This window comes from Rothia sp. P5766 (genome assembly GCF_048513555.1).
Taxonomy (GTDB): Bacteria; Actinomycetota; Actinomycetes; order Actinomycetales; family Micrococcaceae; genus Rothia.
On sequence record NZ_JBLXXS010000005.1, the window covers coordinates 43,538 to 56,569 of the forward strand.

Annotated in this window: 13 protein-coding genes; 3 read left to right on the forward strand and 10 right to left on the reverse strand. The window is 55.5% G+C overall.

Going from position 1 to position 13,032, the window contains the following annotated elements:
- Positions 1 to 13: 13 nt before the first annotated feature.
- Entirely contained in the window at positions 14 to 988 is a 975-nt protein-coding gene (locus ACN08V_RS03700; protein ID WP_419104585.1) for a GNAT family N-acetyltransferase, read from the reverse strand.
- Positions 989 to 1,080: 92 nt separating this feature from the next.
- On the opposite strand from ACN08V_RS03700, the gene deoD reads away from it, so the two are divergent.
- Complete coding sequence (gene deoD / locus ACN08V_RS03705; RefSeq protein ID WP_419104586.1) at positions 1,081 to 1,803, forward strand: purine-nucleoside phosphorylase; 723 nt, start codon at positions 1,081 to 1,083, stop codon at positions 1,801 to 1,803.
- Positions 1,804 to 2,016: 213 nt separating this feature from the next.
- On the forward strand, positions 2,017 to 6,498 hold the full coding sequence (hrpA, locus tag ACN08V_RS03710) for an ATP-dependent RNA helicase HrpA (protein ID WP_419104587.1): 4,482 nt from the start codon (positions 2,017 to 2,019) through the stop codon (positions 6,496 to 6,498).
- Here hrpA and ACN08V_RS03715 read toward each other — a convergent pair.
- From ACN08V_RS03715 to ACN08V_RS03755, 9 genes are all read right to left on the reverse strand, one after another.
- Positions 6,495 to 7,016 carry a hypothetical protein gene (locus tag ACN08V_RS03715; RefSeq protein WP_419104588.1) on the reverse strand — a complete coding sequence of 174 codons (522 nt, stop codon included), beginning with the start codon at positions 7,014 to 7,016 and terminating at the stop codon, positions 6,495 to 6,497. The two genes, hrpA and ACN08V_RS03715, sit on opposite strands and share 4 nt — an antisense overlap.
- Positions 7,017 to 7,135: 119 nt before the next feature.
- Positions 7,136 to 7,396, reverse strand: a complete 261-nt coding sequence (locus tag ACN08V_RS03720) for a hypothetical protein (RefSeq protein ID WP_419104589.1) — start codon at positions 7,394 to 7,396, stop codon at positions 7,136 to 7,138.
- A 5-nt stretch (positions 7,397 to 7,401) separates the two neighbouring features.
- Positions 7,402 to 7,959, reverse strand: a complete 558-nt coding sequence (locus tag ACN08V_RS03725; RefSeq protein ID WP_419104590.1) for a hypothetical protein — start codon at positions 7,957 to 7,959, stop codon at positions 7,402 to 7,404.
- An 86-nt stretch (positions 7,960 to 8,045) separates the two neighbouring features.
- Positions 8,046 to 8,405 (reverse strand): hypothetical protein, encoded by a 360-nt coding sequence (locus tag ACN08V_RS03730; protein WP_419104591.1) that lies wholly within the window; start codon positions 8,403 to 8,405, stop codon positions 8,046 to 8,048.
- A gap of 224 nt (positions 8,406 to 8,629) precedes the next feature.
- Positions 8,630 to 10,054: a hypothetical protein gene (locus tag ACN08V_RS03735; protein ID WP_419104592.1), complete on the reverse strand. Its 1,425-nt coding sequence runs from the start codon at positions 10,052 to 10,054 to the stop codon at positions 8,630 to 8,632.
- A gap of 273 nt (positions 10,055 to 10,327) precedes the next feature.
- A complete protein-coding gene (locus tag ACN08V_RS03740) occupies positions 10,328 to 10,528 on the reverse strand; it encodes a helix-turn-helix transcriptional regulator (RefSeq protein WP_419104593.1) in 201 nt (66 codons plus the stop codon).
- A gap of 3 nt (positions 10,529 to 10,531) precedes the next feature.
- A complete protein-coding gene (locus ACN08V_RS03745) occupies positions 10,532 to 10,993 on the reverse strand; it encodes a hypothetical protein (RefSeq protein WP_419104594.1) in 462 nt (153 codons plus the stop codon).
- A gap of 311 nt (positions 10,994 to 11,304) precedes the next feature.
- Positions 11,305 to 11,730: an HIT family protein gene (locus ACN08V_RS03750; RefSeq protein WP_419104595.1), complete on the reverse strand. Its 426-nt coding sequence runs from the start codon at positions 11,728 to 11,730 to the stop codon at positions 11,305 to 11,307.
- A gap of 10 nt (positions 11,731 to 11,740) precedes the next feature.
- Complete coding sequence (locus tag ACN08V_RS03755) at positions 11,741 to 12,400, reverse strand: MBL fold metallo-hydrolase (protein ID WP_419104596.1); 660 nt, start codon at positions 12,398 to 12,400, stop codon at positions 11,741 to 11,743.
- A gap of 143 nt (positions 12,401 to 12,543) precedes the next feature.
- Here ACN08V_RS03755 and ACN08V_RS03760 point away from each other — a divergent pair, with 143 nt between their 5' ends.
- Complete coding sequence (locus tag ACN08V_RS03760) at positions 12,544 to 12,975, forward strand: Fur family transcriptional regulator (protein ID WP_419104597.1); 432 nt, start codon at positions 12,544 to 12,546, stop codon at positions 12,973 to 12,975.
- Positions 12,976 to 13,032: the final 57 nt, after the last annotated feature.

Here is a 13,032-nt window from a genome sequence, read left to right on the forward strand (position 1 = left end):
TTGTGGTGGGCATTTATTGTGGCTGGGGCGCTACGATTTCAAGTTCGAAGCCCTGGGTGTTTTCCAGGTAGAGGGCGTAATGTTGTGGCCCGCCTGCATGCGGGTAGTTCGGGGCGAAGAGCTCAGACCAGCCGTGCTCAGCCGCCTGATCTCGCAGGCTGTCTAGCTTGTGGGCGCTAGGGCAGGTGAGGGCAAGGTGATTGAGCCCGGCGCGGGTGCGCTGGTGGGCACCAGAAACCTGAGGGGACTGCTCCAGGACAATGTAAGAACCGTCCTGGGCCTGCCAGGACTGCCCTCCCTGCCACTGCTGGTAGGAGCTGAAACCCAGTTGGGTCAGTACCCAGTCCCAGGAACCGCGCACCTGTTCTAGGTTCTGCGTCCACAGTTCAATGTGGTGAACTGCTACCCCTGTGCTGAAGTCCGGTGCCGGTAGCTGGCGGAGTCGGACGGCAAGAACAGCATCATAGGTTTGCCCCAGGTACAGGAACTTCTGGCGTTCAATGCCTTCCACGGTAAAGCCTGCATAGCGGGCCACCGCGCCAGAAGCTGGGTTGTTGGTCCGGTAACCCAGTTCCAGGCGGCGTAGGTTGGGCGATTCTAAAGTACCCAGCAGTTCAGTATCTAGCCTTGGGTGCTTTTCATCTGGCGGGCTTTGACTTCCTAAGGCCCAGTCGCAGACTGCCCGCACCGCGCTTTTAAGGATTCCTTTACATCGAGCCCGGTCGGCAATCCAGTAGTAGACCCAGCCCCTGTCCCAGGAACCGTCCTCTTGCTGTGCGCTGTAGGTGATACCGACCAACCCAACGGCCTGCCCATCGTCCAGGCAAAAGACAGCCCGCCCCTGCGCAGGGAGCCACTGCCCTTCAATCAGGTGCTGAGCCTCCTGGAGGGTGCCAGGTAGGGGCATCTGCCTCTCTAAGTCCGTGCTGGTTTCAACCAGTTCAAGAAGGGCGGACGCATCGGTGCTTTGCCACAGTCGAAGTTTCATAGTGCAAGTCTAAACAGTGAAGTTCCGGCCCCGGTGGACTGGGTAGACTAGGTGAGGAAAGATTCTCCCCGCTTATTACGAAAAGAGACCCTGTGACCGAGAACGTCAATACCCCCCATATCGCCCCTCACGGCGCTGAAATTGCTGAAACCATTCTGCTCCCCGGCGACCCCCTGCGCGCCAAGTTCATTGCCGACACCTACCTGCAGAACGTCGTACAGTTCAACACCGTCCGCAACATGTTCGGTTTCACCGGCGACTACAAGGGCTCACGTATCAGCGTCATGGGCACCGGCATGGGTATCCCCTCAGCCAGCCTCTACGCCCACGAACTCATTCACAGCTTCGGGGTCAAGAACCTGATTCGCATCGGCACCTGTGGTGGCCTATCCACCAACCTGGACCTCTTTGACATCGTGGTCGCTTCGGCAGCTTCCACCGACTCCAACTTCCTGCACCACTACAAGCTACCCGGCACCTACGCCCCCACCGCGTCATGGCCCCTGCTCTCAGCCGTAGCTAAGGAAGCTAAAACCCAGAACCTGACCCTGAACGTGGGCAACGTGCTCTCCTCGGATGTCTTCTACCGCGCAGATCCCAGCGACGCCCAAAAGTGGGCCGACATGGGCGTACTGGCTGTTGAGATGGAAACCGCAGGTATCTACTCGGTCGCCGCCGCTGCCGGGGTGCAGGCCCTCTCGGTTTTCACTGTCTCTGACCACCTCTTCAAGGGTGTAGAGACAACCGCTGATGAACGCCAGACCGCCTTCACCGGCATGATGGAACTGGTCCTGCCGGTGGCCGCCAGCCTCTAAAGATCTCTGCTGATAGGTGCGCCCCGCCCCCCTGCCAAGAAGCAGGAGGGCGGGGCGCTGCGTCTTTCACAGGGCTTCAGCTCTCCTGGGTGCAAAGACAGGCAGCCCCTAACAGGTATCTCTGGCTATTTTGAGCCAGAGAACTAGCTGGCTTCACGCGTCTAGAGAAACCCGCCCACGGGCACAGCTTCTAGCCCTAAAATGGTAGGCAGTATGTCTACTTCATCGCCCTCACCCCGCACCCCCGCCCAGCCGCTCTCAGCCATTGCCGCCGCTATGCACGCCGCAAAGACGCGCACCGCACAGCCAGAAGCCACCGGCAATCAGCACACCCGCGGGTCAGAACAGCCTGGCCAGCCCGCACAGGGTAGGAGCCGCAACCAAGGCCGCACCCGCCGCCCGCAAGCTACCGGACAGCGTAAGAAGTCACCCAGAAACAAGACCACCGAACCACAGCAAGAGGGCAACCAGAAACAGAACCCCAGAAGCTCACGCTCTGGCAACCGGGACAGAGCTCAAGGCACCCGCCGCCCCTATAGCCCACTCATTCCTGACACCATCAGCTACCCTGAGGCCCTACCTGTTTCTGCCCGCAGGGACGACATCATGGCCGCTATCCGCGAGAACCAGGTCACTATCGTGGCCGGTGAAACCGGCTCCGGTAAGACCACCCAGCTACCCAAAATGCTTCTAGAGCTTGGGCTAGCTGAAAAGGGCATGATTGGTCATACCCAGCCCCGCCGTCTTGCCGCCCGTTCGGTTGCTGAACGTATTGCCCAAGAGCTGGGTCAAAAAATCGGGCAGACCGTGGGCTACCAGGTGCGCTTCACCTCCGAGGTCGGTGAGAGCTCAGCCATTAAACTCATGACCGACGGTATTCTGCTGGCTGAGATTCAGAACGACCCGCTCCTGAAAAACTACTCGGCAATCATCATTGACGAGGCGCACGAACGCAGTCTCAATATCGACTTCATTCTGGGCTACCTCAAACGGATTATGTCCCAACGCCCAGACCTCAAAATTGTTATTACCTCAGCGACCATTGACCCCGAGCGTTTTGCCCGCCACTTCTCCCCCAGCTTTGTGCCCGGTGTGGGAATCATCGATGATTCGCCAACCGGTAAGGAAGGGGAAATCGCCGAGGCCGCCCTACCCGATGACGCCCCGCCCATTATCGAAGTCTCTGGCCGTACTTTCCCGGTGGAGATTCGTTACCGCCCGCTGAGTGAACCCCGCACCGGTGACGGCGGCGAGGATGCCGACGATGCAGGCGACGGCCTGGAGGACGAGGACCGCGACCCTCTGGACGGCGTGCTAGATGCTATCCGTGAACTTTCGGAGGAAGCACCCGGTGATATCCTGATTTTCTTCTCGGGTGAGCGAGAGATTAGGGACGCGGCAGAGGCCATTACCGAGATGGTTCGTACCACCCGCCGTCTGGCTGACTACGAAGTTCTGCCTCTCTTTGCCCGTCTTTCGATGGCTGAACAGCACCGGGTCTTCAAACCCGGTGGTAGGCCCCGCATTGTGCTGGCAACCAACGTCGCTGAAACCTCTCTGACGGTGCCGGGTATCAAGTATGTGATTGATACGGGGACGGCCCGTATTTCCCGTTATTCATCCCGGACCAAGGTTCAGCGCCTACCCATTGAGCGCATTTCTCAGGCCAGCGCCAACCAGCGGTCAGGTCGCTGTGGCCGTGTGTCGGACGGTATCGCTATCCGCCTCTATTCGGAGGAGGATTTTGCCTCACGCGCTGAATTCACTGACCCCGAGATTCTCCGTACTAATCTAGCCGCTGTTATCCTACAGATGACCGCCATCGGTGTGGTGCGTTCCCCGTCCGATATTGAGAAGTTCCCCTTTGTTCAGCCCCCGGAGACCCGGGCTATTAACGACGGTCTGAACCTGTTGCGGGAGCTAGGGGCGCTGAGCGCAGCCAAGCACCAGCCGCGTCAGCTCCGCAAGCCCACCAGCCCGCTCACAGCAGCAGGCCGTGCAATGGCGGCGCTACCGGTAGACCCGCGTCTGGCCCGCATGATTGTGGAGGGCGCCAAGCGCGGTGTTGCCAAGGAAATTATGGTTCTGGCGGCGGCGCTGACCATTCAGGACCCCCGCGAACGCCCGGCTGAGCACCGGGGCGAGGCCGATGCCTTGCACGCCCGTTTCAAGGACGATAAGTCTGACTTCACCAGCTTCTTGCTCCTGTGGCAGTTCATCCACGAGAAGCAGTCCGAACTGTCTTCAAGCCAGTTCAGGAAGATGTGCCACCGGGAGTACCTGAATTTCTTGCGGATTCGTGAGTGGCAGGATCTGTTTACTCAGCTCCGCGAGATTGGCCGGTCTGCCGGTATCACGGTTGAGGGTGGGCGCCATATTGACCCTGCGGCCCACGAGACTGAGGTGCACAAGTCGCTCTTGACCGGTCTGCTCTCCCACATTGGTATGCAGGACGAAACTAACCGGCACGAGTACCGTGGTGCACGAGGTAGCCGGTTCGCTATTTTTCCTGGCTCTGCTCTCTTTAAGAAGAACCCCGTTTGGCTGGTGTCTGCTGAACTGGTAGAAACCTCACGCCTGTGGGCGCGGGTGAACGCTCAGATTGAGCCGGAGTGGGTGGAAGAGCTGGGTGGTCCCCTGCTCAAACGCCAGTATTCTGACCCTCACTGGTCTTCGCGCCAGGGGTCCGTGCTGGCCCATGAGAAGGTAACTTTGCTGGGTCTGCCGGTTATTGCTGATCGCCGGGTGCAGTACTGGCGGGTTGATCCGGAGGCAGCTCGTGAAATTTTTATCCGTTCTGCCCTGGTGGAAGGTGACTGGTCTACCCGGCACCGCTTCTTTGCGCGCAACCAGAAGGCCCTGGCTGAGGTTGAAGAGCTGGAAGCCCGCCTGCGCAGGCGTGATTTGCGGGTTGATGACCAGGTTCTCTTTGACTTCTACGATGCCCGTATTCCTGACCATGTTGTCTCCGAACGGCACTTTGACCGTTGGTGGTCCCAGGAGCGCAAGGTCAATGAGCACCTGCTGGATTTCAGCCCAGAGAACCTGATTGATGAGCAGGCAGGTGACTATGATGAGTCGCTCTTCCCCCGCACCTGGGTTGCCCGCACCTCTGGTGGGGAGCTTGATCTGGACTTACGCTATGAGTATGCCCCCACCGTGTCTATTGGCGGGGTACGTTCTTCTGCCGCCCAGACGGACGGTATTGCGGTTCAGGTTCCGGTGCTTTTCTTGGGGCAGCTAGATCCAGCTCCTTTTGAGTGGCTGATTCCTGGCCTGCGCCAGGAGCTGGTAACCGCCCTGATTAAGTCCCTACCCAAGCAGATTCGTAAGAATTTTGTGCCTGCCCCCGATGTCGCCCGCCAGGCGGTAGAGAAGCTGACGGCTGATTTTTCGCCGGCTGAGGATTCGCTGACCGATTCGCTGGCCCTGGTTCTGCGCCGTCTGCGCGGACATGTGGTGGACCCGGCTGAGTTTAGCTGGGAGTCTGTTCCGGAGCACCTGCGTTTTTCCTTCCAGGTGCGCGATCACCGCAACAAGATTCTGGGTGAGAGCAAGGATCTCGCCAGCCTGCAGGCCAGTCTGCACGCCGAGATCCGTTCGGCTCTGGCGGCTTCTTTGGGAGCTTCCCCGGAGACCATGAATCGGATGCAGGCTATGGCTCAGGGTGCTGTAGCTTCGGGCTCTAAGGCCTCGGGCAGGAGCGGTGGCTCCTACCCGGGCCAGCCATCCCAGCTTGGTAAGGGCCCAGTTCAGGGCGCTGCACCCGCTGGCGGGCAGGCCGCTACCGCTCCAGCTGCCGGTGCTGTACGTGAGGTATCGGGCCTGACGGACTGGCCTGCCCAGGATTTGCCCCGTAAGGTAGAGCGCGTCATCGCCACCCAAAAGGTTGCTGGCTATCCGGCTCTGGTCGATGAGGGTTCCTCTGTTGCTGTGCGTATTTTTCCCTCCGAGGCCGAGGCCGTCCGTGCCCAGCGTTCCGGTGTTATCCGCCTGCTCAAACTCAATACTCCCTCCCCTGAGCGGTATGTATCTGAGCACCTGAATAATAGGGAGAAGATGGTCTTTACCCAGAACCCGCACGGCTCTGTTGATTCACTCATTAGCGACTGCACCGTAGCGGCCATTGACCAACTCACCCCGGCGACCCCGCCCTTCACCCGGGCCGACTACACCGAGCTTTTTAACAGTGTGCGCGCTGATTTGATTGATACGGTTTTTACCATCACCAAGCTGGTGGCCGATATTCTTACCCAGGCAACCGCTGTTCAGAAGCTCATGAAAAAGAGCACCTCGCTGGCTGTTATTCACGCTATAGGCGATATGAAAGCGCAGTTGGAGAACCTGATTTACCCGGGTTTTGTGGCCGCTACCGGCGCGGCTCAACTGCACCACCTACCGCGCTACCTCAAAGCCATGATTAAGCGTATGGAGAAGCTGGGGCCAAACATCAACCGGGATAATCAGCTCATGCTGGCTGTTCAGGAGCTAGAGGATTCCTACGATAAGGCTCTTGAGTCTCTGCCTGCCGGGGTTTCCCCTACCCCCGAGTTGGAGGCTGTGAGCTGGATGATTGAGGAACTGCGGGTCAGCTTCTTTGCTCAGGAGTTGGGGACCGCCTACACGGTCAGTGAGAAGCGCGTCGGTAAGGCCCTGCGCCAGGCAGTTGAGACCATGAGGGGTTCTGCAGGCTAGGCGGATGATGACGAAGCAGTCGGAGAAGCAAAATAACGGTCCTGAAAATCCCCCAAGTACACCGGACTACCACTGGCGAACTCACGCGCACACATAGAATCCATCTCCAAAACCCTCACAGCATTACCCTCATAAATCATCAAGGTATAAACCAGCTTTAACCCCGAAGGACTATAAACATAAATGCGATGATCGCCAACACCTCCATATCCACGCCGAATATCCGTCCACCCCTGAGACCGCCAAAACTCACTCACCCGCTCAAGCTCAGCCTCAGCATCCACCCCCGATGAATCAAAAGCCTTCGTAGAAACGTGAAGGGACGCATAGGCTGAATGAGTCTCTGGGTCCGAGATCACCGTCCCCGGACAATAATTCCCCGGCAAGTCATACCGCATATCCGTACTCTCAGGATCAACAGCAAACCTATCCTCACCGTCATAGTAGAAAGGTTGATCCCCACTCGCCTTAATAGTCCCATTACGAGCCAACATCCACTCATCAATGGTCTCCTGCAAAGACACCTTGGTGTAATACTCAGAATCCTCCGGCTTCACCGCCTCCGAACCACAGGCAGACAACACAAGACACCCCAACAAGACAAACACTAACCCCCTTCTACCCAACACCACAGCTCTCACCCCCCAGCACTATCAGCAGCTTTAAAACCATCAAAAATAACCTGAGCAGAAGAACGAACCCGAGCAAAATCACCACCAGCTACCTCAAAAAGCCTCCCCAGCTCCCCCAAAGCAACCTCATGAACACCAGATAAGGCATCCCTACCCTCAGCTACATAAGCCACCCCTACACCCTGAGCATCTTCAAGAGCCAAACAGACGGCATGAAAAGTATCAATAGAATTCTGAAGCTGATCATAATGAATCTCAAGAGACATACCTATCACTGCCCCTCAGAAGACGAAGCACTCGGAGAAGCAAAATAACGGTCCTCAAAATCCCCCAAGTACACCGGACTACCACTGGCGAACTCACGCGCACACATAGAATCCATCTGCAAAGATTTCATAGCTCTATCCCCAGAAATCATTACCTCATAGATCAGCCTTAACCCCGAAGGACTATAAACATAAATACGTCGCTCACCAGTAGCTTCAGGGCCACGCCGAATATCCGTCCACCCCTGAGACCGCCAAAACTCACTCACCCGCTCAATCTCAACCTCAACATCCATCCCCGAAGAATCAAAAGCCTTCGTAGAAACATTCAATGAAGCATAGGCTGAATGAGTCTCTGGGTCCGAGATCACCGTCCCCGGACAATAATTCCCCGGCAAGTCATACCGCATATCCGTACTCTCAGGATCAACAGCAAACCTATCCTCACCGTCATAGTAGAAAGGTTGATCCCCACTCGCCTTAATAGTCCCATTACGAGCCAACATCCACTCATCAATGGTCTCCTGCAAAGACACCTTAGTGTAGTATTTGGAATCTTCCACTTTTTCTTCTTTCGCGCTACATGCTGAAACTAAAAGACAGAGCGGCAGTAGGACTGCCAGTAGTTTTTTATAGAACACCGTTCCCCCTATTTACTGCGGTCCAGAATGAAGTCTTTGTGTGACGGATCATCCCTTAGGGTAGCACTACCCCGTTTGTAGACCCATTCAGGGTAATCAGCGTTAAAGGTAATCTCAGAAGAATTAATCATCCCAGCATTGTCGGTTGTAATGAGAATTCCGTTGGCATAGGAAGTCCTTCCGGGGGAGTTATAGCCCGTCCCATCAGCCGGATTCACCGGGTGCCCCTGCACAGCACCAAATTGACCGTCAGCAGAGGCCTCCGAAGATAGGGTAAAACTATTTTTAAAAGCGCGCGGGTCAAACCTACCGCTAGCGTATTCACCGGCGCGAGCAATGTTATCAGCATCAGCTAGTGTGCTATACATTTGTGGATGCCCCTGACCGTCCTTCCCCAGGTATTCAAAGGACATGGCATTCGGGTCACCAAAATAGAATTTGGGCCACCCAGCGGCTCCAATATTGTAATAAGCCTCAATGGGTGAATTTACATTTTGTAGCGTAAAACCAGCGGTTGTAGAGCCGTAGGAATGGTTCCACAAATAGATTTTACGGTTATCATCCCCGAACGAAAGATTATTGCCCAGCACGTTCAAGGCATCAACCGCGTTAGCATTGCGCTCGGAAGCAATCTCGGCATCGTCAGTTGAAAGTACATCCAGCCCTTGGGGGGGGTTACATAGTTCAGGTTGATAACCACAGCGTGGGCAGTTTTGCTGTTGTTATCCCTGTAGATATTTTTTTGGTCATTGTAGATTCTTTGGCCCATCCCCGCCAAATCTCCATCGTTCGGATCAAGACTGGTCTTGGGGTGGTTAAGCATCCCAGGATTAAAAATAGTCACGACATCAGCCCGATCCAAAACACCGTACGCAATTGTAGTGAGTACATCGTCTGTCTCGACTTTATCCTTTCGATGTTCTCGACCGAACCCGTCGTAGCGCACCGTCGTACCCATATTGGACAAATCAAGATTAATGAGGCTTCGAGGAGCGCCTTTCTGCTGGGCGTTTATAGTTGTTTGAATGAGCAGCAAGGTATCCTTGGCGTAATCAGATAAGAGCTCTGGGTGCTCTAGTTTCAGGTTCAGTAAAGTCATATTTGCCTGGTGCCGGTCAGAGTACCGTACGCCCTCAAGATTTCCCACGAAACCAGGCATCTGTGCAATCAAAGCAGCACGCTGTTCCTCCGATAAGCCATAAACATGAGAGCCGTCAAGATTCCACCAGTCCCGTGATGCCTGCGCATTACCAACACCATCATTAGACACATGCAGAGGCAGGCCCGCTAATTCAGGGTACCGCCGGGCAAAATCAGCAATCTCAGCCGGCGATAACAAAGCAATACTAGATAGGTACTCCTGCAAAGCTTCAGGGCTTTCAGCAGTTTTCTCCGACAGGAGCTTCAAATCACGAGCAGAAACCGGCGGGTTACCCCGAATCACATCGGGCGAAAGCTCAAACAATGAGCCTCCCGAGGCAGTTCCCAAAGCAAAATTAGGCACCCCATGATTGGTATGCGCCAGGGCGAACATATCCCCCACCGGAGTCAGCTTATACTCAGCACCTAAGCCTTCCCCAGCAGTCTGATATTCACGTGCAAGACCACGAACAATCTCACGTTGCGCCTCCAAAACCTGCTGCGCATCCGATAGTTCAGTGGCGAACCCTGCAATACTTTTTTGGGTATCTTCCCTCTCTGACTTATCGTCTATGTGATTCAGGCTTACAGTCAATGCCGCCAATTTTATGGAACATTCCCTAGCGCTGTCTTGCGCCGCAGTCGCTAGACGATGCGCTTCCTGAGCACGCCCTTTAATATCAATCAGAGTTTGCTCCCAACGCTGAGCTAACTGCGCCATGCGATTAAATTCTTTGTGAACCTGCCAAATAAAGTATTCTCCAAGATACAGGGACTCGTTGAGATAGCGAACTTTATAGCCTTGCCCGGCAAGCTCCCCAGTGGCCCTAAAAGAAGAAAGCGCAACATTAAGTGCCTCTGCTTTGTTATCCCACATCGAGCGAATCGCGACCCAGTCAAAAGGACTTCCTGGGGCAGGGTCCCCAGTGTCAAAAAGTGACTAGTCCTGAGGGTAGCTACCAATGGATAGAGCAGACGGAGCAGCTTGTGATTGAGCAAAACTACTGAGTGTTGATCCCATGCCTCTTTAAACTCTTTCTTGATAACTTGCTATCGCTGCCGCCGCGGCTCCACCGCAACTCATAATTTACCTTAGGTTAACAACGCGCAAGGTAACAACTATGACAACATTGGGTTCCGGCAAGGCTCATTACCCTGCATGATGTGGAGTAAAAATGTCCTCGATTCTACAGCTAAAGGCGGCGGCTAGCTGGAAGGCTAGGGGCAGGGAAGGGTCAAAACGGCCCTTTTCGATGCTGATAATGGTCTGCCGGGAAACTCCCAGCCGGTCCGCTAGCTCCTGCTGGGAGTAGCCGCGGTCTGCCCGCAGTTCTTTGAGACGATTCTGCATAGGCTAAACGCCCCTGCGCTTATAGACCAAGTAGTTTGCCAGGAAGATGAGCATTGCTAAGACTGTGGTGGCAGTGAGCACTAGGGAGGCGGGCGCGTCCCAGCCGAAGGTTGAAAAGGCTCCGACACCCAGGCCCATGATGGCAATCATCCAGTAAAAGGTGTTTTCTGCCGCCTTGGCATACCAGTGACTTTCAACGCTGGCTTCTGGGTTACGGACCGCCCCTTTGAGGGTTGAACGGTCTACCAGGAGGGCCCAAATACCTGCTATTGCTACAGGCCATACAGGTAAGGAAACCACAGGAAGAGCCCAGCCCGGCAAGTCCTCCTGCCGGAAGCTCACAATGCCCCAGCCCACTAGCAAGGAAAGAGCCGCACCGCCAACAATACTGATGGTCAGCAGGGTTGCTTGCCCGCCACCATAGCGGGAGCTACCCCAGGTGCTTACTTTCTTTTTTGTTTCCATTTCAGACTCCTCATGTCAAAGGTGCTTTACATTTCTTTGTAAAACAGACTTTACACATCTCAGCATTTTTAAGTCAAGCACACTTTACACACAGGGAATAGAAAAGCCCCTCCCAGTACCCAGCTCTACAAGGCTAGGTATCGGGAGGGGCTTATCCACACGCTAGCTCACCAGCTCTACGGCTTTCGGGTCAACACCCTTAAACGCCAGCCCCGAGCCAGTTGACCCGAAAGCCGTAGAGCTAGAGCAATCTAGGTAGTACCTTGCTAAGGCCTTACTGCAACCCTCACAGCCACAATTACCTTGTACCCTTAGCTGGTGACAAACTCCCCGTAGCCCAGGTCGGTCAGGGCCGCGCGCAGTTTCTCAGCCGCCTCGTCCATAAGTGCGGGGTCAGGGTTACGGTTGGCCTGTTCAAAGGTAAACTCACTCTGGTCAAGAGCTGGCCACACGTGCAGGTGGGTATGAGGTACGTCGAAACCGGCAATCATCATGCCGACCCTAGTCGGGTCAAAGGCCTTTACCAAGCCGCGAGAAACCTTGTGAGCCACAGCGAAGAGGTGGGCGCTCAGTTGCTCGGGTAAGTCAACCCAGTGGTCAATCTCCAGGCGGGGAACCACCAGGGTATGCCCGTACTGGAAAGGCTCAATGGTAGAGAAAGCAAGGCAGTGCTCGTCCTCCCAGATGAGACGGCCGGGAATCTCGCGGTTAATAATCTTAGTAAAAATGGTGCTCATAGCCACTCCCCTAGTTGTTCTCTAGATCAACGGTGGTACCCGGTGCCAGGTACTCAAACTCTGTACCGTACTTCTTACCAAAGTTGGTTGCGTGCCCCACAATCATGTTCCTTCCCGTCTCTGCCAGCAGGGAGTCATGAATCTGATAAGCCTTCTGCGCCCGCACCGCAATAATAAAGTCGATGACTTCCTGGATTTTGTTCCAAGGGGCGTGAATGGGTACCAGCAGGGTTTTGACCTCGATACCGTCAGGGACCACAAAGGAATCGCCAGGGTGGAAGAGGTTATCATCAATCAGGTAGCCCACGTTGTCGATAGTCGGCAGGAGCGGGTGAATAACCGCGTGGTTACCGCCAAAGGTTTTGATGTTAAAACCGGAGAGGGTCAGCTGTCCATCTGCTTCTACGGCCAGAGCCTGAGCCTGGGGTAGCTCTTTGAGGACCGCCTGAACCACAGCGGCAGGGGCGTGCAGGGTAGTCTGCGGGTTCTCTTTTAAGAAAGCCAGTACCCTACCCTCATCGAAGTGGTCGGGGTGTATATGGGTGATCAGAACATGGTCAGCGCCATCTAGGGCCTGCTCAACTTCCGAGAAGTTGCCGGGATCCAGCACCAGCACGGCGCCGTCTTTTTCTAAACGAACGCAGGAGTGGGTGTATTTAGTAAGTTTCATACCTCCAACCCTAGTATCTCGGTCTACCCGATACCAGTACCAGGGAGCACACCGAGCAAGCGGCGACCTAAGCCCTGCCGGTTCGCTCTATCGTGTACAGTAAGGCAAAGAAAAACAGACCTGGACCCCACGAGGATGCTTTCATGGCGACCCAACCGGCATCGGCTACTACCAAACCTATAGAAATTAGAAACACCAAACAGCGTCGCGCTGTAACCGCAACCCTTGAAACGCTTGAGGATTTCATCTCGGCGCAGGATCTGCACCAGCTCATGCTCTCACGCGGCGAGAAGGTTTCCCTGGCGACGATTTACCGTCTCTTGCAGTCCATGGTGAACGCTGGGGAGGTCGAAACCCTCAAAACCGAAGAGGGCGAAGCCATTTACCGCCAGTGCGGCCTTGAGCACCACCATCACCATATTCTCTGCCGGTCCTGCGGGGCGGCCCAGGAGTTTGAGATTCCTGAGCTTGAAGAGCTCGTTCACGCTATTGCCGGTCAGCACGGCTACACCCAGGTCAGCCACGTCATTGAGATTACGGGCCTCTGCGCTACCTGCGCAGCTGAGGGCCGGTAAGCGACCCAGCGGCCAGGCTACCAACTGGCTCGGGTCTGGCGTTCGGCGAGATTGGCA

What these genes read in the sequence shown, in the direction of transcription:
- ACN08V_RS03740 (WP_419104593.1), bottom strand. Translation starts at nt 10,528, where the DNA reads ATGCAGAATCGTCTCAAAGAACTGCGGGCAGACCGCGGCTACTCCCAG.
- hrpA (WP_419104587.1), top strand. Translation starts at nt 2,017, where the DNA reads ATGTCTACTTCATCGCCCTCACCCCGCACCCCCGCCCAGCCGCTCTCA.
- ACN08V_RS03745 (WP_419104594.1), bottom strand. Translation starts at nt 10,993, where the DNA reads ATGGAAACAAAAAAGAAAGTAAGCACCTGGGGTAGCTCCCGCTATGGT.
- ACN08V_RS03720 (WP_419104589.1), bottom strand. Translation starts at nt 7,396, where the DNA reads ATGTCTCTTGAGATTCATTATGATCAGCTTCAGAATTCTATTGATACT.
- ACN08V_RS03735 (WP_419104592.1), bottom strand. Translation starts at nt 10,054, where the DNA reads ATGTGGGATAACAAAGCAGAGGCACTTAATGTTGCGCTTTCTTCTTTT.
- ACN08V_RS03755 (WP_419104596.1), bottom strand. Translation starts at nt 12,400, where the DNA reads ATGAAACTTACTAAATACACCCACTCCTGCGTTCGTTTAGAAAAAGAC.
- ACN08V_RS03760 (WP_419104597.1), top strand. Translation starts at nt 12,544, where the DNA reads ATGGCGACCCAACCGGCATCGGCTACTACCAAACCTATAGAAATTAGA.
- ACN08V_RS03700 (WP_419104585.1), bottom strand. Translation starts at nt 988, where the DNA reads ATGAAACTTCGACTGTGGCAAAGCACCGATGCGTCCGCCCTTCTTGAA.
- ACN08V_RS03750 (WP_419104595.1), bottom strand. Translation starts at nt 11,730, where the DNA reads ATGAGCACCATTTTTACTAAGATTATTAACCGCGAGATTCCCGGCCGT.
- ACN08V_RS03730 (WP_419104591.1), bottom strand. Translation starts at nt 8,405, where the DNA reads ATGTATAGCACACTAGCTGATGCTGATAACATTGCTCGCGCCGGTGAA.